Consider the following 23,724-nt stretch of genomic DNA (forward strand, 5'->3'; position numbering starts at 1 on the left):
ATGCTAGGGCAGCCGTCCCGCTCCCCCGGGCTCGCCCGGCTCCGACTCCCGCGACGGCCCGGGCGCCGACTCCGGCCCCGGCGAGGGCGACGGGGCCGGCGAGGGCGACGGGGCCGGCGAGGGCGACGGCGACGGGGCCGCGCTCGGGTCGCGCGGCGTCGCCCCGCCCGTGGCCGACGGCGGCTCGACGCCCGGGTGGGCGGCGGGCGCGCCGAGCACGGACCCGCCCGTCACGACGACGCCCGCCGCGACGGCCTGTGCACGCAGGTCCGCGAGCTCGCGCGCGACGGCGCGGACGGCGAAGCCCGACACCACGTGGATCGCCCCGGTCACGAACGCGTAGAGGGCGAACACGACGGCGACGAGCCGCAGCACGTCGAAGGAGTCGAGCGGCCTCGTGACGAGCAGGACCCCGAACAGCACCGAGACGATCCCGACCGCGAGCATCCAGGCCCACCCCAGGTCGCGGTTGCGGACGAGCGCGGCGGCCCCGGCGATCGTCGTGATGCCCAGCACGAGCACCCACACCGCGAGCACGTAGTAGAGCGCGGTCGCGGTGAGGTCGGGCCAGAGCGCCACGACGACGCCGAACACGACGTTGACGCCCGCCTGCGCGAGCCACCACGCCGACCCGACCTGCCGGCGGTGCACGAACCCCTGCACGGCGACGAGCACGCCGTCCGCCACGAGGAACGCGCCGAGCACCACGCGCAGCGTCCCGAGCTGCTCCAGCGGCTCGATCATGAGGAGGAGGCCGAGGACGACGAGGAGGGTCCCCCGGACCACGGGCAGCCACCACACCTTGCGGAAGGGGTTGCGCTCCTGCCCGTTCGCGTCGGGCGTCGCGGGGCGGTCCGGACGGTCGGACCCGTCCGCGGTGCCGCGCTCCGTCGTCGTGCCACGTGCCATGCCGACCTCCCGGGTCCGGTCTTCCGCCCATGCTAGGGAGGCCTTGCTCACACCCGCCCGCCGAGCGGGGGCCGCGAGCCGTCCAGCATGCGGGCGAACGGGGCGAATCACCCGGAGGAATCGGCCAAATACCGCGCCTCCCCGAGGGCCCCGACCTAGACTCGCTCGCATGGCCTCCCCCGCCCCCGAGCCGAGAGAGCGCGCCGCTCCCCACGTCGGCGCGGTCGTCGAGGTCGGCTCGCTGGCCCGGCCCGAGCAGGCGGAGCCCCGCCCCCAGACGGGCGCGCTCGAGGCCCTGCTCGCGCGTCGGGCGCACGACGACGCGGGGACGGTTCGCGTCGTCGACACGGCCGAGCAGCGCGTCCGGCACCCGATCGACCTCGTCAATCTCGTGCTGTGCACGGTGGGCGTCGTCGTCGTCCTGCTCATGTCGGTGTACGCGCACGGCACCACGGCCGGCGTCGCGGAGGACGTCCGCAGCTTCTCGGACCTCCTGTACAACATCCTGTTCATCCCGGTCGCGGTGCTCGAGGGTCTCATCACGCTGTTCGTGCCGATCGCGGTCCTCACCGAGCTCGGCGTCCGCCGGCTGGGGCGCCAGGTCGTCGAGTCGATCGTCGCGGCCGCGCTCGGCCTGCTCCTGGGCGTGCTGGCCGTGCTGGCGCTGCGTGCGTGGGGCTCGGACGACCTCGTCCGCGGGCTCTCCGTGTACTCGCGGGGCGAGTGGCGCCTGACGATCCCGGGCTACGTCGCCGCGATCGGCGGGCTGCTCACGGCCGCGGGCACCCGTACCCGGCGACGCACCGTCAAGTGGTCGTGGAACCTGCTGTTCATCGCGATCGGCGTCGTGCTCATCACCGGCCAGGTGTCGCTCCCGGGCATCATCATCACGCTGCTCCTCGGGCGCATCGCCGGGCTCGCCGTGCGGTACGTCTCGGGCGTGCGCAGCGAGCGCGCGTACGGGCCCGAGCTCGTGGCCGGCGTCCGGCGCGCCGGGTTCTCCCCCACGGCCCTCGTGCGCGTCCGCGACGTCACCGACGACGAGGAGCTCGCCGAGGCCGCGGACGACCCCATCACCGAGGTGGACGCCGAGGGACGCATCACCGCGGAGGTGCACGTCGGCGTCCTGCGCGCACCGGGGGCCGCGGACGACGCCGGGACGGTCCTCACCGCGGACGCCGCGCTCGCCGCGCAGCACCTCGGGTCGGCCACGCCCGACGAGACCCCGGCGTCCGACGGGGCCGACGCGGCGGACGGGCGCTCCGCCGCGGCGGAGGCCCAGGACGCGCCGTCCGACTCGGCCGCCATCGCGCTGACCCGTGCGGGCGACAACCGCGTCTACGCGATGCTCGCGGAGGACGGCGTGCGGCGCGACCTCGTCGTGCTCGACGGCGACCGGCAGGTCGTCGGCTTCCTCGCCCGGTTCTGGCGGTCGCTGCGGCTGCGCGGCAGCGAGGGACGAGCCGCGATCTCGCTGCGCGCGGCGGCCGAGCGCACCGCGCTGCTGTCGTACGCCGCGCGCGCTGCGGGCGTCCGCACCCCGCGGCTGCTCGGCGTCGCCGAGTCCGCCGACTCCATGGTCCTGGTCCAGGAGCACGCGACCGGCGCCGTCTCGCTGCGCGACCTCCCCGTGGAGGACCTCACGGGCTCGGTGCTCAACGAGGCGTGGCGCCAGCTCCGGCTCGCGCACGCGGCGGGCATCGCGCACCGCGCGCTGACCTCCGACGTCATGCTCGTCTCGCGCGAGCCCGCGACCGGCGCCCCGCAGGTCTGGCTCACCGGGTGGGAGCAGGGCGACATCGCGTCGTCCGAGCTCGCGCGCCGCATGGACCTGGCGCAGATGGTCGCGCTCCTCGCGCTGCGCGTCGGGGCGCGCCGGGCCGTCGAGTCCGCGGTGAGCGTCCTGCCCGACGACGACATCGCCGCGATCGGCCCGCTGCTCCAGCCCGTCGCGCTGCCGCCGAGCACGCGCGAGGAGATCCGGCAGAACAAGGAGCTGCTCAAGGAGCTGCGCGCCGCCCTGGTGGAGCGGCTGCCCGAGGCGAGCATCGAGCCGCAGCGCATCACCCGGTTCGGCGCGCGGACGATCCTCACGCTGACCCTGACGATCGTCGCGGTGACGGTCGTCGTCACGACGATCAACTTCGACCAGATCACCGAGGCCGTCTCCTCGGCGAACCCGTGGTGGGCGGCCGTCTCGTTCCTGCTCGGGATCGTCACGTGGTTCGGCGCCGCGCTCACGCTCGTCGCGTTCGCGTCGAAGCGGCTGCCGCTCTGGCGCGTCACGCTCACCCAGGCGGCGGGATCGTTCGTCGCGCTCGCCGCGCCCGCCGGCATCGGCCCGGCGGCGCTCAACCTCCGGCTCCTGACCCGGCGCGGGATCTCGACCCCGGTGGCCGTCGCGACGGTCGCGCTCGTCCAGGTGTCGCAGTTCGTCGTGACGATCCTGCTCCTCGTCGTGCTGTCCGTGGCGACCGGCGACGGCGGGCTCGTCCAGCTCCCCTCGACGACCGTGCTCCTCGCGATCGGCGGCGTCGCGCTCGCCGTCCTCGCGACGCTCCTCGTCCCGGCCGTGCGGGCCTGGGTGCTCGCCAAGATCCGCCCGACGATCCAGCAGGTGTGGCCCCGGCTGTCCGAGATGCTGGGTCAGCCCGGGCGGCTCGCGCTGGGCATCGCGGGGAACGTCGTCATGACGCTCGGCTACGTGCTCGCGTTCGACGCCGCGCTCGCCGCGTTCGGGCAGGAGCTCTCGCTCGTCGAGGTCGCGGTCATCTACCTCGTCGGGAACGCCGCGGGTGCGGCCGTCCCGACACCGGGCGGCCTCGGGGCGATCGAGGCCGCCCTCATCTTCGGCCTGACCACCGCGGGCGTCCCCGCCGCGCTCGCGACGTCCGCGACGGTGCTCTTCCGCGTCGCGACCTACTGGGCCCGCATCCCGATCGGCTGGGCCGCGATGCGGTACCTGCAGAGGAAGGGCGACCTGTAGCCGACCGTCGGTCCGCCGTCGTCAGCCCTGCGGGGCGTCGGCGACCTTGACGTCGACGTGGTACTTCGTCCCGTCGACGTCGGACAGCGTGACGGTCGTGTCGTAGACGTTCCCGGACGCCGGGTCGGTGAGCTCGCACTCGACGACCTCGCCGTCCACGAGGTCGACGTTCTCCTCGCCGCAGTCGACGTCCGCCTCGCCGATCTCGGCCAGCGCGCCCTCGGCGTCCTGCGCGATCTTCGAGGCCGGCACGGTGAGGTTCGCGTTGACCGAGCACGCGGCGAGCGCGACGGCGCACAGCGCGACGGCGGGCGCGAGGACGGCGGTACGGACGGTGGTGCGGCGCATGGTTCCCCCTGAGGTCGGTGCGGATGGCGCCCCGATCCTCGCGGACCCGGCGCCCGGGACGCCACCTCGCGCGATGGTGAGAACTCCCCGCCGGTCCCCTCCACGGTCGCGACGCGCGCCGGCCGGGTCGAGGCGCGCCCGCCCGGGGACGTTGGACCCGGGACGACGACGGCGGCCCCCGATAGGCTCACCGCGCACCCGCCGTCGTCTCCGGTCGCGCGGGCGCCCACGACGCTCGACGAGGTGAGGAGCCCGCACGTGAGGATCGGTGTCCCCCGCGAGGTGAGGGACGGGGAGCGGCTCGTCGCCGCGACTCCGCGCACGGTCAAGCGCCTGCGGGCGCTCGGGTACGAGGTGGTCGTCGAGCACGACGCCGGTGCGGGGGCCACGTTCTCCGACGCCGCGTACGAGTCGGCCGGGGCGGGCGTGGTGGACGCCGCGACCGCGTGGGGCGCCGACGTCGTCACGGCGGTGAACGCGCCCACCGACGCGCAGGTCGCCCTCCTGCGCCCGGGCGCGACGCTCGTCGCGATGCTCGGCCCCGCGAACGGCCCCGACCTCGTGCAGCGCCTCGCCACCCGCGGCGTCACCGCGCTCGCGCTCGACGCCGTGCCCCGCATCTCGCGCGCGCAGGCCCTCGACGTGCTCAGCACGCTGTCCAACGTCGCGGGGTACCGCGCGGTCGTCGAGGCGGCGGGCGAGTACGGCGGCATGTTCGCCGGGCAGGTCACGGCCGCGGGCAAGACGCCGCCCGCGAAGGTCTTCGTCATCGGCGGCGGGGTCGCGGGCCTCGCCGCGGTCGGCGCGGCGGCGAGCCTGGGCGCGCAGGTGCGCGCGTTCGACGTGCGCTCCGAGGCGGCCGAGCAGATCGAGTCCATGGGCGGCACCGCCGTGCGCGAGCCTGCCGCGCAGCAGGGCATGTCGGCCGACGGCTACGCGAAGCCGCTCACGCCCGAGCAGGAGGCGGCGGCCCTCGCGGTGTACGCGCGCGAGGCCGCCGAGGCCGACGTCGTCATCACGACGGCGCTCGTGCGCGGCCGTGCCCCGCGGACCCTCACGGCCGAGGCGGTCGCCGGGATGCGACCCGGGAGCGTCGTCGTCGACCTCGCGGCCTCGGGCGGCGGGAACTGCGCGCTCACGGTGCCGGGCGAGCGCGTCGTGACGGAGAACGGTGTCGTGGTCGTCGGCTGGACCGACCTCGCCGGGCGTCTGCCCCAGCACACGTCGCAGCTCCTCGGGACGAACGTCGTGCACCTGCTGGAGCTGCTCACGCCGGGCAAGGACGGCACGCTCGCGCTCGACCTCGACGACCCCGTGCAGCGCGGCATGACCGTCGCGCGCGACGGCGAGGTGCTGTGGCCGCCGCCGCCCGTCGCGGTGAGCGCGACCCCGGCCCCGGGGTCGACCGCGCCACCACCCGACCCCGCGCTGGAGGCCGCCGCGCGCGAGCGGGCCGCCGCGGAGGCGGCGTCGGCCGCGAGCCTGCGCCGCCGTCGCCGGACCGTGGGCGCCGCGCTCGCCGCGGTGCTCGTGACACTCGCGCTGTCGTTCGCGCCGCCGTCGCTCGTCGGGCACGTCACGGTGTTCACGCTCGCGGTGATCGTCGGGTACTACGTGATCTCGAACGTCACGCACTCGCTGCACACGCCGCTCATGGCCCAGACCAACGCGATCTCCGGCATCATCCTCGTCGGCGCGCTCCTGCAGATCGGGTCCGACGACTGGGTCGTGACGACGCTCGCGCTGCTCGCCGCGACCGTCGCGAGCATCAACATCTTCGGTGGCTTCCTCGTGGCGAACCGGATGCTCCGGATGTTCCGCAAGGACGTCCCGGCGCGCGCGCAGGGGGTGGCCCGATGACCGCGACGTCCGTCGCCCAGGCGGTCTACGTCCTCGCCGCCGTCCTGTTCGTCCTCAGCCTCGCGGGGCTGTCGAAGCAGGAGTCCGCACGCCGCGGCAACGTGCTCGGCATGGTCGGCATGGTCCTCGCGCTGGCCGCGACGATCGTGCTCGCGCTCGGCACGAGCGCCCGGCCCGTGCTCGTCACCGCGCTGCTCATCGCGCTCGTGCTCCTCGTGGGCGCGGCGGTCGGGACGTGGCGCGCGCGCCGCGTCGAGATGACGCAGATGCCGGAGCTCATCGCGATCCTGCACAGCTTCGTCGGGGCCGCGGCCGTGCTCGTGGGCTTCAACTCCTTTCTCACGGCCCACGCCGCCGGGGCCGACGACGTCGCCCACCTCGTCGAGGTCTCCCTCGGCGTGCTCGTGGGCGCGGTGACGTTCACCGGATCCGTCGTCGCGTTCCTCAAGCTGTCCGGGCGCACGCGATCGGCCCCGCTCCAGCTCCCGGGCCGCAACCTGCTCAACCTCGCGGCGCTCGTCGTGAGCCTCGGGCTCGTGGTGTGGTTCGTCGTCGCGCCGTCGATCTGGCCCCTGCTCCTGCTCACGGTCGTGTCGCTCGCGCTCGGTTGGCACCTCGTCGCGTCGATCGGCGGCGGCGACATGCCCGTCGTCGTGTCGATGCTCAACTCGTACTCCGGCTGGGCCGCCGCCGCGGCGGGCTTCATGCTCGGCAACGACCTGCTCATCGTCACCGGAGCGCTCGTCGGGTCCTCCGGTGCGATCCTCAGCTACATCATGTGCCAGGCCATGAACCGGTCGTTCGTGTCCGTCATCCTCGGCGGGTTCGGGGCCGAGGAGGGCGCCGCGCCCGCCGGGGGCGGCGACGGCCCGCAGGGCGAGCACCGCGAGGTGAGCGCCGACGAGGTCGCGGCCCTCCTGCGCGACGCCCGCAGCGTCGTCATCACGCCGGGCTACGGCATGGCTGTCGCCAAGGCCCAGTACCCCGTCGCGGAGCTCGTCGAGCTCCTGCGCGACGGCGGTGCCGAGGTCCGGTTCGGGGTGCACCCGGTCGCGGGTCGCCTGCCCGGGCACATGAACGTCCTGCTCGCCGAGGCGCGCGTCCCGTACGACATCGTGCTGGAGATGGACGAGATCAACGACGACCTGGCGGACACGGACGTCGTGCTCGTTATCGGCGCCAACGACACCGTGAACCCCGCCGCGCTCGACGACCCCGGCTCCCCCATCGCGGGCATGCCGGTGCTGCACGTGTGGGAGGCCGGTCAGGTCGTCGTCTTCAAGCGCTCGATGGCGGCCGGCTACGCCGGGGTGCAGAACCCGCTGTTCTTCCGCGAGAACACGGGGATGCTCTTCGGCGACGCGAAGCAGCGGGTCGAGGACATCGTGGCGGCGCTGCGCGTCGGCTGACCGGCCGACGCCCTCGACCCCGGGGCCCGTGCTGCGCGCTCGCGTCGCGCTCCGGGCGCCCCGGCTGCCTAGAGCACCCGCTCGAGCGCACCCGTCAGCGCGACGGGTGTGACCTCGAGGCGATCGAGGCGCCAACCGTCCTCGGTGCGTCGCGCGCCGTAGCGGTGGACCGAGGCGGCGATCGACTCGGTCGCGTCGTCGAGGACGAACACGGCGAGGTCGTGCGCGCGCACCGTCGCGGAGTCGCCGTCGATCTCGACGACGAGGTTCCCCTTGTGGTGCAGGGTGCGGACGTAGCCGTCGTGGCCGCGTCGGACGAGCGCGACGAGCGCGTCGAAGCCCCGCGCCTCGCCGCGCAGCGAGCTGACGACGACGTCGTCGGTGAAGAGCCGGTCGGTCTCGTCGTACCGGCGCTCGTCGATCCACAGGCTGTGGCGGGCGACGAGGTCGGCCAGCTCGGCACGGTCGGCCAGCTCCCGGACGAGGGACTCGGTCGTGGTCATGCGCTCGGTCGTGGTCATGTCTCCTCCTTGGATCGTGAGAGCAACTAACGTTTGCTCGTCTCACGAAATCTAGATCGTTAGTTCGACTAACACAAGGGGTACGATCGAGACGTGGACACCGAGGACGACCTCCGCTTCGACCGTGGCGACGAGACACCGGCGCGGCTCCGCGGACAGCTCTCCCGCCTCGTGGGCATGACCGCGGCGCAGACCCGACGCGTCGCCGGCGACGCCCTGCGGGCCGTCGGTGCGCACAAGGACCACTTCGTCGTGCTCGCCGCGCTCGCGGAGCTCGGCCCCGCCAGCCAGTCGACCCTGTCGGACCGCACGCGGGTCTACCGCAGCGACCTGGTCTCCGTGCTCAACGAGCTCACCGACGGGGGCTGGGTCCGCCGCGCACCGGACGCCACCGACAAGCGCCGCAACGTCGTGTCGATCACCCCCGCGGGCGAGCGACGCCTCGACGAGCTCGACGCGATCCTCGAGGAGGTCAACGACCAGGTCATGGCGCCGCTCTCCCCCGACGACCGCACGGAGCTCTTCCGGCTCCTGGAGCGGGTCAACGCCCACCTCGCGGCCGGGGCCGACAGCGCTTGAGGGCCCCGGAGCGTCAGTGCTCAGCCGAGCACGCGCTCGCGTGCGTGGCTGAACGTCAGGGACGGGAGCGTCGCGAGCGTCCCGTGGGCCGCGACGTAGTCCTTGAGGTCGCCCCGGTAGACGACGCGGCCCGGCAGGTCGAGCAGCGTCTGCGGACGCACCTGCCACCGCTCGACGCCGAGGTCGCACACCCCGGCGCCGTGCAGCACGTGGTAGACGAACTCGGAGCAGAAGAACCGGTCTTCGGCCTCGTGACCGCGGCCGAAGCGGGCTCCGACGAGACCGCGCACGTTGTAGGAGAACGCGTGCGAGTCCAGCAGGAACTCGGTGATCCGCACGCGGATCGCCTCGTGCTGCTCGGGCGTCACGGGGACCTCGAGCACGACCCCGGGCACGACGTCCATGCCGCGGTACAGACCGTCGTCGAACCGCTCGCGCCGGAAGCACCCGACGAACGGGTTCCCGGCCCGACGGCGCCCGAAGCTGAACATGAGGTCGAGCCCCGGGTCGAGCGCGAGGGAGGAGTGCGTGAACTCGTCGCGCGTCGCCAGCGCGATGGTCCGGGACAGGACCGTACGGCTGCGGGACAGGACGACGTAGACGTTCACGCGAGTGACCATACGTTGCCCGGGCCCGCAAGCGGAACGGCCCAGACGGGTCTTTTGTCCGGTCAGGCCTCCGCGAGCGCCCCGAGCACCTGCTCGGCGAGCCGCGGAGGGAACTGCGCTGCGGCGTCGCGCACGTCGAACCCGAGATCCTCGGCGAGCGCGAACGCCCGGCCGGCACGGGCCGGGTCGGGCAGCGAACCGTCCCCGGTGAGCATCATGACGCCCGCGGTGAACGCCGCACGACCGTTGCCCCGGTCGCCCGCCGCGAGGTAGAGCTCCAGGGCGCGCGCGGAGTCGCGCGGGCGACCCCGGCCCGTCGCGTGCTCCGCCGCGAGGTTGTAGAGCGCGCGGGGGTGGCCCGCGTCGGCGGCCTGCTCGAGGAACGCACGCGAGCGCACCTCGTCCACCGGCGTGCCCTGGCCGGTCGCGGTGAGGACGGACAGCTCGAACAGCGCGTCGGCGTTCCCCCGCCGCGCCGCCTCCTCGTGGTCCGCGACGGCCGCCCCGGCGTCCTGCGCGAACCCGTAGCCGTTGTAGCGCATCCACCCGCGCAGCACGTGCGCCCCGCCGTCGGGGTCGTCCTCCGCGAGCCGGTCGACCCGCTCGGCGGCCTCCGCGGCGAGCGGCAGCCGGCGGAAGTACGCCTCGCGCACCCACGACGTCGCCGCCTCGCGCGACACCGCGTCCGCCCCGCCCGCGTCGGCCCTGCGGTACGTGTCGACGAGCACCTGCTCCGCGTCGCCCGGCAGCAGGCCGATCACGTGCTCGTTGCGGACGAACGCGTCGCGCAGCCCGTGCGCCGCGGCCAGGGCCCGCTCCCGGCTCACGGCGCGGTCGTCGAGCACGTCGCGCGCCGCCTCGTAGGCGACGCTGCCGCGCGGGCGCGGCGTGCCCGACGTCGGAGCCCCCTCCGCGGTCGCGCTCGCCGACGCGTCACCCGCCTCCGCCGCCTTCGCCGCGTCCCGCGCGTCGGCGTCCCAGACGAGCTCGCCGTCCGGGTTCCAGATCTGGTTCGTCCGGTCCTTCGCCCACACCGCCCGGAAGCCCTCGGGGAGCGAGAGGTAGCGCACGAGGTGCGGCGCCCGGCGGTACAGCTCGTGCGCGGGCACGGGGAGGAGCCCGCCGCGCGGCTGCGCCGCGATCGACTTCACGACCCACCCCGACGCGCCGTCGCCCACCGGCCGGGTTCGCTCGACGAACATCTCCGGAGCGTCGTACACGTCGTTGTAGACGAGCACGGTCTCCGTGAAGCGCGTGCTCTTCGAGCCGACCTTGCAGAAGGCGACCATCTCGCGCTGCTGCCGGTAGGTGTCGAGCATCGGGTCGACGTCCCACGTGAGCGTCGAGATCCCGTCCTTCGTGAGGTCCGTGACGGCGACGCGCAGGTCGTCGCCCGACTCCGAGAGCACGACCCACCAGAAGCCGTGCCAGACCTGGTAGCCCTTCACGACCTTCTCCGCGGGCAGGGTCGCGACCCAGTCCAGGAACGACTGCGCCGTCGGGGCGAGGAACGGCGTCGTCTGCGTCCACACGCGGCGACCCGTGGCCGACCGGACGTCGAGCACGACCCGCGCGGGCGCCGTCGTCGGTGTCCCGTCCGCCCACCAGCGCACCGCGTCCGCCGCGGGCGGCGGCCAGGCGGTGCGGCCGTTGGCGATCGGGTCGAGCGCGAGCACGTGCTCGCCGTCGAAGTACGCGACGTACCAGTGGCCCGGCCCGTGCGCGCGGTCCACGCCCACGACGACGAACGCGCCCTTGCCGCGGGCACGCAGCCGCGCGGCGATCTCGTCCGGCGTCGTCTGCTCGAACGCGCCGCCGACGAGCTCGGCGAGCTCGGCCTCGCTCGGGCCGGTGGGGGTCGCGGGCTGCGCCGGCTCGCCGCGCAGGATGCCGACCATCGAGGCCACCGCCGACGCCGCGTGGTTCACCGGGAGGGTCGCGGCGTTCGCGTCGTTGCGGTGACCGGCGTGGAACGCCTCCACCAGCTGGGCCTGCGTGAAGCACGACTCCCGCACGTAGGCCGACCCGTCGAACCCGACGATCGCCTGCGCGCCGCCGCGGCCCGGGGTCCACACGTGGAAGCCGCCCGGGACCACCTTGTTGTGGCGCGCGACCGTCGCGACGTCGACGCCGAGCAGGGTCGCGGCCCGGTCGGCGAGGTGCGGGAAGCCCTCGGTCCAGTGCTGGTTCTGCGGGTCCGGGGCGTTCGCGTCGGTCACGGGGAGAGGGTATGCGCGGCCGCCGACGCACCGCACCGCCCCGGCATGGGGACCGGTCCCCATCGGACGACCGGTCAGGCACCCGCCCGGCGCAGCACCGCCTCCGCGTGGCGCAGCACGGGGCCGTCGACCATGCGGCCGTCGAACGTGAAGACCGCGTCCGGTCCGCCGGGGTTGGCGGCCGCCGCGTCGAGCAGCGCCCGCGCCGCGGCCACCTCGTCGGGCGTCGGGGCGTAGGCCGCGCGGATCACGGGGACGTGGCTCGGGTGGATGCACGCGGTCGCGGCGAACCCCGACGCGGCGGCGTCCTCGGCCTCGGCCCGCAGCCCGTCGAGGTCGCCGACGTCGACGTGCACGGCGTCGACCGCGGCCTTGCCCGCGGCACCGGCGGCGAGGAGCACCGCGGACCGCGCGTGCCGCGCGACGCCGCGGTACGACCCGTCCGGGCGCCGGCTCGACGTCCCGCCGAGCGACGCGACGAGGTCCTCCGCACCCCACATGAGCGCGACGACCTCGGGCCGCCGGGCGAGCTCCGGCGCCGCGAGGACGCCCGCCGCCGTCTCGCACAGCGCGAGGACCCGGACGCCCGGGAGGGTGCTCGCGAGCGCGCCGAGCGACCCCAGCAGCTCCGGCCCGGCCTTGGCGACCATGACCGTGCGCAGCCGCGTGTCCGCGAGCGCCGCGACGTCGAGCGCGTGCTCGGGCGTCCCCACCGCGTTGACCCGCACGACCGTCCGCGCCGGGTCCAGCGTCGCGGACGCCTCGACGACCGCGCGACGGGCGGCGTCCTTCGAGGCTGCGGCGACGGCGTCCTCCAGGTCGAGGATGACGGCGTCGGCGCGGTCGGCGGCCTTGCCGAACCGGTCCGGCCGGTCGCCGGGGCAGAACAGCAGCGCCGGCCCGAGCCGGAACCCGTCGCTCACCACGCGCTCTCCTCGTCGCCGCGCTCGAGAACGGGCTCGTGAGACCCGCTCTCGCCGCCGAGCCCTGGATCCCTCCCCACGCGGGCGCCGGGCTGGGGAGCGATCCCGGGTTCGGCAGCACCGGGGTGCCCGGCCCCGGGTGCGGCGGACGCCCCGGGCGACCGGACGCCGTCGGGCACCGCTGCGGATGCCGCCTCGTGGGCGGCGCGGGTCCAGAAGAGCGCGGTGCGGACGGCGCGCGCGACGAGGACGCCGTCCTGGTTGAGACCGCGGTGCTCCAGCGTGACGACGCCCTGGCCCGGGCGCGACGCCGACAGCCGCTTCTCGACGACCTCCGTCTCCGCGTAGAGCGTGTCGCCGTGGAACAGCGGCTTCGGGAACTCGACCTCGCGGAACCCGAGGTTCGCGACGATCGTGCCCTGCGTGACCTGCCCGACCGACAGCCCCACGAGCGTGGACAGCGTCATCATCGAGTTGACGAGCCGCTGCCCGAACGGCTGCGTCGCGGCCCACGCGGCGTCGAGGTGCAACGCCTGGTGGTTCATCGTGAGCGTGGAGAAGACGACGTCGTCCGCCTCCGTGAGCGTGCGGCCGGGCCGGTGGCGGTACACCACGCCCGTCTCGAGCTCGTCGTAGTACAGACCCCGCTGGACCACCTCGCGCATCACTGCTCCCTCCTCACCTCGGCCTCGGCGACGTCCGCCGAGAACGACCTCACCCACCGCCGAGCACGACATGAAGGACGGAAAGAGGCGGATAACGTCCTTCATGTCGTGCTCGGCGTCGGTCGTGGCCTAGCCGTCCAGTCCCAGGCTCCTCGCGATGACCATCAGCTGCACCTCGGTGGTGCCCTCGCCGACCTCCAGGACCTTCGCGTCGCGGTAGTGGCGCGCGACCGGGTTCTCGTTGAGGAAGCCGTAGCCGCCGAAGATCTGCGACGCGTCGCGCGCGTTCGCCATCGCCGCCTCGCCGCCCACGAGCTTCGCGACCGACGCCTCCGCCTTGAACGGCTTGCCCGCGACGAGCTTGTGGGCGGCGTCGAGCCACGCGAGCCGGGCCGTGTGGACACGAGCCTGCATGCGCGCGAGCGTGAACGCGACGTGCTGGTTCTCCCCGATCGACCGCCCGAACACGACCCGCTCCTTCGCGTACCGCAGCGCCTCCTCGAGGCAGCCCTGCGCGGCGCCGGTCGCCAGCGCGGCGAACGCGATGCGCCCCTCGTCGAGCGCGCGCAGGAAGTTCGCGTACCCCCGGCCGCGCTCACCGAGGAGGTTGCCCTCCGGGACCCGGACGTCGGTGAGCGTGAGGGGGTGCGTGTCCGACGTGTGCCACCCGACCTTGTCGTACGACGGCCCTACCTCCAGCCCGGGCGTCCCCGCCGGCACGATGATGCTCGACAGCTCCTTGCGCACCTCGCCGTCCTGGCTGACGTGCTCGCCCGTCACCGCCGTGATGGTCACGAGGCTCGTGATCGGCGCCCCCGAGTTGGTGATGAACTGCTTGGAGCCGTCGATCACCCACTCGTCGCCGTCGAGCCGTGCGGTCGTGCGGGTACCGCCCGCGTCGGAGCCGGCGTCGGCCTCCGTGAGCCCGAACGCCGCGAGCGCCCGTCCGGTGAGGAGGTCGGGCAGCCAGCGCTCCTGCTGCTCGCGCGACCCGTGCCGGAAGATCGGCACGATCCCCAGCCCGACGCCGGCCTCGAGCGTCACCGCGATGGACTGGTCGACGCGCGCGAGCGCCTCCACGGCGAGGCACAACGACACGTAGTCCTTGCCCTGGCCACCGATCTCGCGCGGGAACGGGAGCCCGAACAGCCCCAGCTCCCCCATCTGCGCGATGATCTCCATCGGCAGGCGGCGCTCGGTGTCGTACCGGTAGGCGGCGGGCGCGACGACGCTGTCCGCGAAGTCGCGCACCACCTGGCTGAGCTTGGTCTGCTCGTCGTCGAGCAGGGTGTCGATCATGATGCTCCCTGGGTGTCGGAGTGGTGCCGAGATAGCGACGTCCGGTCGAGGTAGCGACCGGCGACCGCTATCTCGGCGGCTGGTCGCTATCTCGGTGGTGCGGGTTCGGGGTCGGGTGCGGGGTGGACGACGGCGACCACCTGGTCCCGGCGCACGAGGTCGCCGGGGCGCACGCGCACGTCGGCGACGCCGCCGTGCGGGGCGAGCAGCGGGTGCTCCATCTTCATGGCCTCGACCGTGACGAGGACGGCCCCGGCGGCGACCGGCTCGCCGTCGGTGGCAGCCGTCACGACCGTGCCCGGCATCGCGGCGCGGACCTCGGGGTCCGTCGCGCCGGGCGCGTCGCCCCGGGCCCGACGGCGCTCGTCCCGCGCCCGCGCGGCGCGCTGCTCCCGGCTCGGGGCGGCCAGGGCGACGGTCCGCCCGTCGCGCCACAGCCAGACCGTCACGGGCTCGCCGCCGGCGGACGGCACGTCGAGCGCGAGCCGCACCCGCTCCCGCACCCCGTCCACGGTGAGCCACCACGCGCCGTCGCCCCCAGCGTCGCGCTCGATCGACGCCCGCACCTCACGCGGTCGCACGGCGCCGGGCCCCCACCCGTCGGCGATGTCGCGCGTCGGCGGACACTGCACGACGGCGTCCCCCGCCGACCCGGAGACCCGCACCTCGTGCCCACCCCCGGCGCCATCGACCAGCACGACCAACCGCGGAGCGGCGGCCGCGTTGAGCCGCCACCCGTCCCTGACCCGCCACGGATCGTCGTCGCCCGTCCCCGCCGCCCCGCCGAACCCGGGGTTGTCGCGCACATCGTCAGGGAACCTGTCGTCAACTCCGGATTCGGCACGGCGCGTGGTTGTCGCGAACAGCGCCGCGGCCACGAGATCGACCCACGCGACGCCGTCGGACGACGAGCCGACCTCCGGGGTGAGGGCCCGGGGGGCGTGCGCTCCGTCGTGCTCGACGGGCGAGCCAACCTCCGAGGCGAGGGGACGGGGGATGTGCGCACCCCCCGACCCCTCGCCGGACCCGACCACAGACCCCGACGACGAACCGGAAGACACGAGCCGGTCGATCAGCCCGGTGTCGAGCCGTCCCGCCCGTACGTCACCGTCCGCCAGCAGAGACCGCAGGAACGCCGTGTTCGTCTCGACCCCCAGCACGACCGTCCGCGCGAGCAGCCCGTCGAGCCGGTCGACGGCCTCGTCGCGGGACTCGCCCCATGCGACGGCCTTCGCGAGCATCGGGTCGTAGTGACCCCCGACGACCGCACCGGCGGAGATCCCGGAGTCGAGGCGCAGCGGCGAGGCGCCGGGCCCGGCGGGGACGCCGTCGTCGTCGTAGACCAGGACCGAGCCGGTCGCGGGGAGGAACCCGCGCTCGGGCGACTCGGCGTAGAGGCGCGCCTCGACGGCGTGGCCGCGCAGCACGACGTCGTCCTGGGCGACCCCGAGCGGCGCGCCGGCCGCGACGCGGAGCTGGAGCTCGACGAGGTCGAGGCCGGTGACCATCTCGGTGACGGGGTGCTCGACCTGCAGGCGCGTGTTCATCTCGATGAAGAAGAACGCGTCGGGGTCCGCGGCCGGGACGAGGAACTCGACCGTCCCGGCGCCGACGTACCCGACGGACCGCGCGACCTCGCACGCGGCCTCACCCATCCGGGCACGCTGCGTGGGAGTGAGGAGCGGCGACGGCGCTTCCTCGACGACCTTCTGGTGGCGGCGCTGGAGCGAGCACTCGCGCTCGCCGAGGTGGATCACGGTCCCGTGGGTGTCGGCGAGCACCTGCACCTCGATGTGGCGCGGTGCCTCGACGAGCCGTTCGAGCAGCAGCGTGTCGTCGCCGAACGACGACGCGGCGACGCGACGCGCGGACGCGAGCGCGCCCGGCAGGTCCTCGGCGGTCCGCACGACGACCATGCCCTTTCCGCCACCTCCGGCGGACGGCTTGACGAGCAGCGGGAACCCGACGCCGCGCGCGGCGGCCAGCAGGTCGTCGTCGGGCATCCCGGGCTCGCCCGCACCGGGCACGACCGGCACGCCCCGGTGGGCGACGATGCGCTTGGCGGCGAGCTTGTCCGCCATCGCCTCCAGCGCGTCGACCCCCGGCCCGACGAACGCGATGCCGGCGCGCTCGCACGCGCGGGCGAGCGCCGGGTTCTCGGACAGGAACCCGTAGCCGGGGTGGACCGCCTCGGCGCCGGTCCCGACCGCCGCCGCGACCACGGCGTCGACGTCCAGGTAGCTCTGGGCGGCGGGTGCGCGGCCGAGCCGGACCGCGACGTCGGCCTCGCGCACGTGGCGCGCGTCGACGTCGGCGTCGGAGAAGACGGCGACCGACCGCACGCCGAGGCGCCGGAGCGTCCCGATGACGCGGCACGCGATCTCGCCGCGGTTCGCGACGAGGACCGTGCGGAACCCGGGACCGCCGCCAGGGTGGTCCGTGGGCCGGTACGCCGGGCGCGCGGACAGCGGGTCCGCCGGCCGGGCGGGCGCCTCGTGGGGGGTGTCGGAGGTCATCGGCTCACATCCGGAAGAGACCGAACCGGTCACCGGTCCAGGTCTCGGCGAGGGGCGTGCGCGCGCACACGCCGAGGGCGAGGCCGAGCACGCGGCGCGTGTCGGCGGGGTCGATCACGCCGTCGTCCCACAGGCGCGCGGTCGCGTAGTAGGGGCTGCCGTGCTCGTCGTAGTCGGCGCGGATGCCGGCGGAGAACGCGGCCTCCTCGTCGGGGTCCCACGTCTCGCCGCGCGCGGCGAGCTGGTCGCGCTTGACGGTCGACAGCACGGACGCGGCCTGCGGGCCGCCCATGACGGAGATGCGGCTCGCGGGCCACGACCACAGGAAGCGCGGCGAGTACGCGCGCCCGCACATCGAGTAGTTCCCCGCGCCGAACGACCCGCCGACGATCACGGTGAGCTTCGGGACGCGCGTCGTCGCGACGGCCGTGACCATCTTGGCGCCGTCCTTCGCGATGCCGCCCGCCTCGGCGTCGGTGCCGACCATGAACCCGGAGATGTTCTGCAGGAACAGCAGGGGGATGCCGCGCTGGTCGCACAGCTCGACGAAGTGCGCCCCCTTGAGCGCCGACGCACCGAACAGCACGCCCTGGTTCGCGAGGATGCCCACCGGGTGCCCGTGGATCCGCGCGAACCCGGTGACGAGCGTGTCGCCGTACTCGCGCTTGAACTCGTCGAACCGGCTCCCGTCGACCAGGCGCGCGATGATCTCGCGCGGGTCGTACGGCGCTTGTACATCGGTCGGGACGGCACTGTACAAGCCTTCGCTCGTCGTTTCCTGGCCGGGCGCGCGGGCGTCGTCGTGCCCGACGGCGGGCGGCACGCTCGCCACGACGTCCCACGCGGGTGCGGGGTCGGGCGGGAGCGTCGCGACGATGCGGCGCACGGTGTCGAGCGCGTCCTCGTCGTCGTCGGCGAGGTGGTCGACGACGCCGCTGCGGCGCGCGTGCAGCTCACCGCCGCCGAGCTCCTCCGCGGTCACGACCTCTCCGATCGCGGCCTTCACGAGCGGCGGGCCGCCGAGGAAGATCGTGCCCTGCCCGCGCACGATGACCGTCTCGTCGCTCATCGCGGGCACGTACGCGCCGCCCGCCGTGCACGACCCGAGCACCGCCGAGATCTGCGGGATCCCCGCCGCCGAGAGGCGCGCCTGGTGGTAGAAGATCCGGCCGAAGTGGTCGCGGTCCGGGAACACCTCGGCCTGCCGGGGCAGGAACGCGCCGCCCGAGTCGACGAGGTAGACGCACGGGAGCCGGTTCTCGAGCGCGATCTCCTGCGCCCGCAGGTGCTTCTTCACCGTGAGCGGGTGGTACGTCCCGCCCTTCACGGTCGCGTCGTTGCACACGACCATGACCTGCCGCCCGCTGACGACCCCGATCCCGGCGACGACCCCCGCGGCCGGCCACGCGCCGTCGTCCACGCCGTACCCGGCGAGGGGCGCGATCTCGAGGAACGGGCTGCCCTCGTCGAGCAGGCGGTCGACGCGGTCGCGCGGCAGCAGCTTGCCGCGCGTGACGTGCCGGTCGCGCGCCGACGCCGGCCCCCCGCGCGCGACGGTCGACGTGCGCTCCCGCAGCTCGCCGGCGAGCGCCCGCTGCGCGGCGTCGTTCGCCCGGGCCGTCTCCGACCCGGGCTGGACGCCGCTCGTCAGCACGGTCATCCGGTCACCCCTCCCTGCCGAACCCGGGGCTGCGGGTCACCGACGGCGCTCGATGGCGCAGAACCCCGGGTTCGGCCGCGTGTCACGCCACCGCCGGGGGGCGGACCGCTCGCCAGGAGGGCCAGGGCAGGGTCCTCGAGCAGCGCTCCGAGGTCGGCGAGGAAGCGCGCGCCCTGCTCGCCGTCGACCACGCGATGGTCGAACGACAGGCTCAGGGTGACGACGTCGCGCAGCGCGACCGCGCCGTCGTGCTCCCAGGGCCGACGCCGCACCGCGCCCAGGCCGAGGATCGCCGCCTCGCCGGGCACGAGGATGGGCGTGCCCGCGTCGACGCCGAACACCCCGACGTTGGTGATCGAGACCGTCCCGCCGGTGAGTCGCTCCGGCGTCGTGCGACCCTCGCGCGCCGTGACCGTGAGGTCGGTGAGCGCGGCGGCGAGGTCGGGCAGGTCGAGGTCCTGCGCGTCGGGGACGTGCGGCACGACCAGCCCCCGGTCCGTCGCGACCGCGATGCCCAGGTGCACGCGGCGGTGCCGCACGATCTCCGCGGTGCCGTCCGGGAGGTCGTGCCACGCGCTGTTGAGCGCGGGGTGGCGGGGCAGCGCGAGGCACAGCGCGCGGGCCGCGAGCGCCAGCACGGTGATCCGCGCGCCGCGCGCGAGCCGGTGGGTGCGCAGGCGTTCCAGGAGCTCGACGCAGCGCGTCACGTCGACCGTGAGGAACACCGTCGCGTGCGGCGCGGTGAACGCGCTCGCCACCATCGCCGCCGCGGTGTGCTTGCGCACCCCCCGCACCGGCACGACCTCGGGCTCAAGCCCGGCCCGCGCGTCGGCACCGACGGCCGCCGAGACGGGAGACGTGGCCCCTCGATCGGGCCCTCGCGGGGCCATTACTCCCCTCTCGTCCGCGGGCGCCGTCGGGGTGGCGGGCATCGCGGTCGGGGCGGCCGGCGCGGTCGACGCGGAGAGCGTGCCGTGCACGTCGCGCGGCTGCCGCACGACGTCGCGGTGGCAGCTCACCGCCGCGAGGACGTCCTCCCGCGTGATGAGGCCGTCCCGACCCGTCCCCACGACGCGGTCGACCCGCACGCCCAGCTTCTTCGCGAGCGCCCGCACCGGCGGTGTCGACCGCGGCCGCTCGCCGACCCGGCCGGACGTCCCGCCGGTGTCGACCCCCGCACCGAGCCCGGGATCCGTCCCCACGATCGGGACCGCCTGAGGAGCGACCCCGGGTTCGGCCGGCTCGGGCCGGCCCCCGCCGCGCCCGGCAGCAGCCGCGGGAGCCCGACGGCGGCGCGTAGGCCTGCCCGCACGCTCCGGCGCGGCCCCGTACCCGACGAGGTTCGGCTCTGGCCCGTCGTCGTCCCCCGGCTCGCCGAGTCCGGGGTCTCTCCTCACGGGAGCAGCCGTCTGAGGAGCGACCCCGGGTTCGGCAGCCTGGGGTGTCGGGTGAGGGGCACTGTCCGGGGCCGGGGCGGCGGGGGTGCCGTCGTCGATCTCGAACGTCACCAAGGGGGCGCCGACCGTGACGGTCTGACCCTCCTCCGCGTGCAGGGACGCGACCACGCCGGCGTACGGGGACGGGAGGTCGACGAGGGCCTTGGCCGTCTCGACCTCGGCGATGACCTGGTTGAGCTCGACGTGGTCGCCCGCGTGGACGTGCCAGCTGACGATGTCGGACTCGGTGAGGCCTTCCCCGAGGTCAGGGAGGCGGAACTCGCGCATCGTCATCATCGGGCCACCGCCTCGACGGTGCGGGTCGCGCCGGACGACCCGGGAGCCCCGACCGGCGCCGCAGCGTCGGGCACCGACGACGGCGCGAACGGCTCGACCCGCCCCAGGACGCGGTCGACGCCGTCGAGGATGCGGTCGAGGTCGGGCAGGTAGTGGCCCTCGAGCTTGGCGGGCGGGTACGGCATGCCGTGGCCGGTGACGCGGACGGGCGCGGCCTCGAGGTACTCGAAGCAGCGGTCGGTCACGGTCGCGGCGATCTCCGCGCCGACCCCGGCCTGCCGCGGCGCCTCGTGCGTCACGACGACCCGCCCGGTCTTCCGGACCGACGCCGCGACGGTGTCGTGGTCGATCGGCGAGAGCGAGCGCAGGTCGATCACCTCGACCGACACGCCGTCGTCGGACGCGGCGACGGCGGCGTCGAGCGCGGTCCCGACGAGGCCGCCCCACGTGACGAGCGTGACGTCGTGGCCCTCCCGCACGACGCGCGCCCGGTCCATGGGGAGCGGGTCGACCGGGTCGAGGTCGACCTCGCCCTTGAGGTGGTAGCGCCGCTTGGGCTCGAAGAAGATCACCGGGTCGTCGCACGCGACGGCCTGGCGGAGCGCGGTGTACGCGTCCTGCGGGTTCGCGACCGACACCACGCGGAGGCCCGCGACGTGCGCGAACAGGGCCTCGGGCGACTCGGAGTGGTGCTCGGCCGCGCCGATGCCGCCGCCGACGGGGATGCGGATCGTGATCGGCAGGCGCACCTTCCCGCCGGTGCGTGCGTGCATCTTGGCGAGCTGCGACAGGATCTGGTCGAACGCGACGAACACGAAGCCGTCGAACTGGATCTCGCACACCGGCCGGTAGCCGCGGTACGCGAGCCCGACCGCCGTCCCGATGATCCCGGACTCCGCGAGCGGGGTGTCGAGCACGCGCCGCGGCCCGAACTCCGCCTGGAGCCCGTCGGTCACGCGGTAGACGCCGCCGAGCCGGCCGACGTCCTCGCCCATGACGACCACGCGGTCGTCGTCCGTCATCGCGCGGCGCAGCCCCGCGCCGAGCGCCTTCGCCACGGTGAGGGTGCTCATCGCGCCACCCCCGCCGCGGCCGTCCCCGTGCCCGACGCCGCCCGGTCGCCCGCGCCGTCGTCCCCGGCCGCACCGTCGTCGAACGACGCGAGGTAGTGCGCGTACTCCGCGCGCTCGCGCTCCAGCGCGTGGTGCGGCTCGGCGTAGACGTGGTCGAAGAGGGACAGCGGCGGCGGGTCGGTGAGCGCGACGCACCCGGCGCGCAGCTCGGCGGCCGCCGCGTCGGCGACGCCCTGCACCCGGGCCGCCCCCGCGTCGTCGAGCACGCCGACGGACCGGAGGTATGCCTCGAACCGCGCGATCGGGTCGCGTCCGGTCCACTCCTCGACCTCGGCGGCGTCGCGGTACCGCTTCGGGTCGTCGGCCGTGGTGTGCGGGCCCATGCGGTAGGTGACGGCCTCGACCAGCGTCGGGCCGCCGTCGTTCCGCGCGCGGTCGAGCGCGGCGCGCGTCACGGCGAGCACGGCGAGGACGTCGTTGCCGTCCACCCGCACGCCGGGCATGCCGAACCCGCGGGCGCGGTCGGCGAGCGGCACGCGCGACTGCAGCGCGACCGGCTCGGAGATCGCCCACTGGTTGTTCTGGCAGAAGAAGAGGACCGGCGAGCGGTACGTGGACGCGAAGACGAACGCCTCGTTGACGTCGCCCTGGCTCATCGCGCCGTCGCCGAGGTACGCGACCCCCACCGGGAGCCCGGCGGCGGGGTCGATCCGGCCGGCGTCGACGTCGTTCTGGACGCCCATCGCCCAGCCGGTCGCGTGGAGCGTCTGCGCGCCGATGATGACCTGCGGCGACGCCATGCCGATCGCGTACGGGTCCCAGCCGGAGACCGCGACGCCGCGCCACACGCGCACGAGGTCGACGAGCTCGGCGCCGCGCACCCGCGCGACCGCGTGCTCGCGGTACGAGGAGAAGACGAAGTCGTCGTCGCGCAGCGCGCGCGCCGACCCGACCTGGGCCGCCTCCTGCCCGAGGAGCGGGGGCCAGAGCGCGAGCTCGCCCTGGCGCTGGAGGGCCGTCGCCTCGGCGTCGATGCGCCGCGCGACGACCATGTCCTCGTAGAGCCGCAGGAGCGTCGTCCGGGCGGCCTCGCGCGCGTCGTCGTCGGGTGCCGCGGGGTCGAGGTCCGCGAGCCACCGGTCGAGCTCGGGGTCCGGGAGCCGCGTGCCGTCCTCGGTCAGCAAGCGCAGGGTCGGGGTCGTGCCCGACGGCGTGCCCCCGGCGTCGGGGGGAGCGTCACCGGCGCGGGGCGGCCTGCCCGGAGCACCCGCGCGCCGGGCGGCGGGCTTGTCCGGGCGCACGTCGTGCGCCATGGTCTTCCGGTCTGCTCGTGCGTCGCGCGGGGTTGCCGCCCGGTGACCGTTCTGCGCCTTCGGCGGGGTCGCCGCCGTCGGTCCGGTCCGCACCGCAGGTTCGCTGGGCATCGTCGCCACCTCACCTCGGGGAGCCGGTCCTCTCCGTCGAGGACCGAGGTAGGGCGAACGTAACCCCTGACGCGCACATGGCTCCACCGACCTCCGACACGCTGCGCAGTGTGACCGCCGTCACTCGACTAGGGTGAGCAGCATGCACAGCGCCGACGCTGTCGACCTCGACCTCCTGCTCGCCCTCGCCGACGACCCGCGGGCGACGATCGTCGCGCTCGCCGACCGCCTGCGGATCTCCCGCAACACCGTCGCCGCGCGCCTCGCGCGGCTGGAGGCCGAGGGCGCGTTCCTCGCGCTCGACCGGCGGATCGACCCGCACGTGCTCGGGCACCCGCTCACGGCGTTCGTCGAGGTCCAGGTGCGGCAGAAGGAGCTCGCGCGGATCGTCGACGACGTCGCGCGCATCCCCGAGGTCGTGCAGGCGTTCGGGCGCAGCGGGACGGCCGACCTGCGGGTCACCGTCGCGTGCCGCGACACCGACCACCTGTTCCGCATCGATGCGGCGATCCTCGCGATCGACGGCGTCGAGCGCACGGAGACCTCGCTCTCGATGGGCGAGCTCATCCCCTACCGCCTGCGCCCGCTCATCGAGCAGCAACGGCGCACCCGATAGCGTCGGACGTCGAGATCGGGGGCGAGCGTGCGGGACCTGATTCTTCGCTGCCAGGAGGAGGACCTCCGAGAAGCTTGCGGCCGTGTGCGACATCGACCCCCGCAAGACACCTTGGACGGTACGGGATCGACGCTGCTCCACGCGGCGCTGAGCGGGACGAGTCGGGGAGCTCCGGGTGACGACGCCGTACGGCACGGTGCGTGAGTGTGACGTCGACTCGATCAGCCAGGGTTGTTCGATCCGGAGCCCGTGCGGCTGGACGGGTTGGACGCAGACGTTGTGCGTGAGGCGGAGCCCAAGCGTCCATGACGGTGCCCCGAGGCTCGGCTCCCCGTGGCTCACCCCGCCCGCCCCCCGGAGCCGACGCCCGTACGCT

The 23,724-nt window shown here is 74.8% G+C and carries 17 protein-coding genes and 1 pseudogene; 5 read left to right on the forward strand and 13 right to left on the reverse strand.

Features of this window, described 5'->3' with window-relative positions:
• Nucleotides 1–3 precede the first annotated feature (3 nt).
• A complete protein-coding gene (locus ACFC2L_RS09370; RefSeq protein ID WP_375824021.1) occupies nt 4–909 on the reverse strand; it encodes an HdeD family acid-resistance protein in 906 nt (301 codons plus the stop codon).
• A gap of 169 nt (nt 910–1,078) precedes the next feature.
• Here ACFC2L_RS09370 and ACFC2L_RS09375 point away from each other — a divergent pair, with 169 nt between their 5' ends.
• A complete protein-coding gene (locus ACFC2L_RS09375) occupies nt 1,079–3,895 on the forward strand; it encodes a flippase-like domain-containing protein (RefSeq protein ID WP_375824023.1) in 2,817 nt (938 codons plus the stop codon).
• 21 nt (nt 3,896–3,916) lie between these two features.
• On the opposite strand, the gene ACFC2L_RS09380 is transcribed toward ACFC2L_RS09375, so the two are convergent.
• Nucleotides 3,917–4,243: a hypothetical protein gene (locus tag ACFC2L_RS09380; RefSeq protein WP_375824024.1), complete on the reverse strand. Its 327-nt coding sequence runs from the start codon at nt 4,241–4,243 to the stop codon at nt 3,917–3,919.
• 258 nt (nt 4,244–4,501) lie between these two features.
• On the opposite strand from ACFC2L_RS09380, the gene ACFC2L_RS09385 reads away from it, so the two are divergent.
• Nucleotides 4,502–6,103: a Re/Si-specific NAD(P)(+) transhydrogenase subunit alpha gene (locus ACFC2L_RS09385; RefSeq protein WP_375824027.1), complete on the forward strand. Its 1,602-nt coding sequence runs from the start codon at nt 4,502–4,504 to the stop codon at nt 6,101–6,103.
• Nucleotides 6,100–7,512 carry a Re/Si-specific NAD(P)(+) transhydrogenase subunit beta gene (pntB, locus tag ACFC2L_RS09390; RefSeq protein WP_375824029.1) on the forward strand — a complete coding sequence of 471 codons (1,413 nt, stop codon included), beginning with the start codon at nt 6,100–6,102 and terminating at the stop codon, nt 7,510–7,512. The genes ACFC2L_RS09385 and pntB overlap by 4 nt, the downstream gene beginning before the upstream one ends.
• Before the next feature lie 68 nt (nt 7,513–7,580).
• On the opposite strand, the gene ACFC2L_RS09395 is transcribed toward pntB, so the two are convergent.
• Nucleotides 7,581–8,033, reverse strand: a complete 453-nt coding sequence (locus ACFC2L_RS09395) for a nuclear transport factor 2 family protein (protein ID WP_375824030.1) — start codon at nt 8,031–8,033, stop codon at nt 7,581–7,583.
• Nucleotides 8,034–8,126: 93 nt separating this feature from the next.
• Here ACFC2L_RS09395 and ACFC2L_RS09400 point away from each other — a divergent pair, with 93 nt between their 5' ends.
• Nucleotides 8,127–8,612, forward strand: a complete 486-nt coding sequence (locus ACFC2L_RS09400) for a MarR family winged helix-turn-helix transcriptional regulator (protein WP_375824031.1) — start codon at nt 8,127–8,129, stop codon at nt 8,610–8,612.
• A gap of 20 nt (nt 8,613–8,632) precedes the next feature.
• Here ACFC2L_RS09400 and ACFC2L_RS09405 read toward each other — a convergent pair whose 3' ends face one another.
• From ACFC2L_RS09405 to ACFC2L_RS09450, 10 genes and pseudogenes are all read right to left on the reverse strand, one after another.
• Complete coding sequence (locus ACFC2L_RS09405) at nt 8,633–9,220, reverse strand: hypothetical protein (protein WP_375824032.1); 588 nt, start codon at nt 9,218–9,220, stop codon at nt 8,633–8,635.
• Nucleotides 9,221–9,282: 62 nt separating this feature from the next.
• Nucleotides 9,283–11,439, reverse strand: a complete 2,157-nt coding sequence (locus ACFC2L_RS09410; RefSeq protein WP_375824033.1) for a tetratricopeptide repeat protein — start codon at nt 11,437–11,439, stop codon at nt 9,283–9,285.
• 74 nt (nt 11,440–11,513) lie between these two features.
• Complete coding sequence (locus ACFC2L_RS09415; RefSeq protein ID WP_375824034.1) at nt 11,514–12,362, reverse strand: HpcH/HpaI aldolase/citrate lyase family protein; 849 nt, start codon at nt 12,360–12,362, stop codon at nt 11,514–11,516.
• A gap of 191 nt (nt 12,363–12,553) precedes the next feature.
• Nucleotides 12,554–13,027, reverse strand: a pseudogene (locus ACFC2L_RS09420) (MaoC family dehydratase); the annotation flags it as partial.
• A gap of 129 nt (nt 13,028–13,156) precedes the next feature.
• Nucleotides 13,157–14,326, reverse strand: a complete 1,170-nt coding sequence (locus ACFC2L_RS09425; RefSeq protein ID WP_375824036.1) for an acyl-CoA dehydrogenase family protein — start codon at nt 14,324–14,326, stop codon at nt 13,157–13,159.
• Between the two features lie 86 nt (nt 14,327–14,412).
• Nucleotides 14,413–16,842 carry a biotin carboxylase N-terminal domain-containing protein gene (locus tag ACFC2L_RS09430; RefSeq protein ID WP_375824037.1) on the reverse strand — a complete coding sequence of 810 codons (2,430 nt, stop codon included), beginning with the start codon at nt 16,840–16,842 and terminating at the stop codon, nt 14,413–14,415.
• Nucleotides 16,843–16,846: 4 nt separating this feature from the next.
• Nucleotides 16,847–18,502, reverse strand: a complete 1,656-nt coding sequence (locus ACFC2L_RS09435) for a carboxyl transferase domain-containing protein (protein ID WP_375824038.1) — start codon at nt 18,500–18,502, stop codon at nt 16,847–16,849.
• Nucleotides 18,499–20,235, reverse strand: coding sequence for a dihydrolipoamide acetyltransferase family protein (locus ACFC2L_RS09440; protein ID WP_375824040.1), 1,737 nt, complete (start codon nt 20,233–20,235; stop codon nt 18,499–18,501). The genes ACFC2L_RS09435 and ACFC2L_RS09440 overlap by 4 nt, the downstream gene beginning before the upstream one ends.
• Entirely contained in the window at nt 20,232–21,308 is a 1,077-nt protein-coding gene (locus ACFC2L_RS09445; protein WP_375824041.1) for an alpha-ketoacid dehydrogenase subunit beta, read from the reverse strand. Before ACFC2L_RS09445 ends, ACFC2L_RS09440 begins: the two co-directional genes overlap by 4 nt.
• Nucleotides 21,305–22,732 (reverse strand): thiamine pyrophosphate-dependent enzyme, encoded by a 1,428-nt coding sequence (locus ACFC2L_RS09450; RefSeq protein ID WP_375824042.1) that lies wholly within the window; start codon nt 22,730–22,732, stop codon nt 21,305–21,307. The genes ACFC2L_RS09445 and ACFC2L_RS09450 overlap by 4 nt, the downstream gene beginning before the upstream one ends.
• A gap of 142 nt (nt 22,733–22,874) precedes the next feature.
• Between ACFC2L_RS09450 and ACFC2L_RS09455 the strand changes: the two genes are divergently transcribed.
• Entirely contained in the window at nt 22,875–23,348 is a 474-nt protein-coding gene (locus ACFC2L_RS09455; RefSeq protein ID WP_375824044.1) for an Lrp/AsnC family transcriptional regulator, read from the forward strand.
• Nucleotides 23,349–23,724 lie beyond the last annotated feature (376 nt).

Source organism: Cellulosimicrobium sp. NPDC055967, assembly GCF_042269845.1.
Lineage (GTDB): Bacteria > Actinomycetota > Actinomycetes > Actinomycetales > Cellulomonadaceae > Cellulosimicrobium.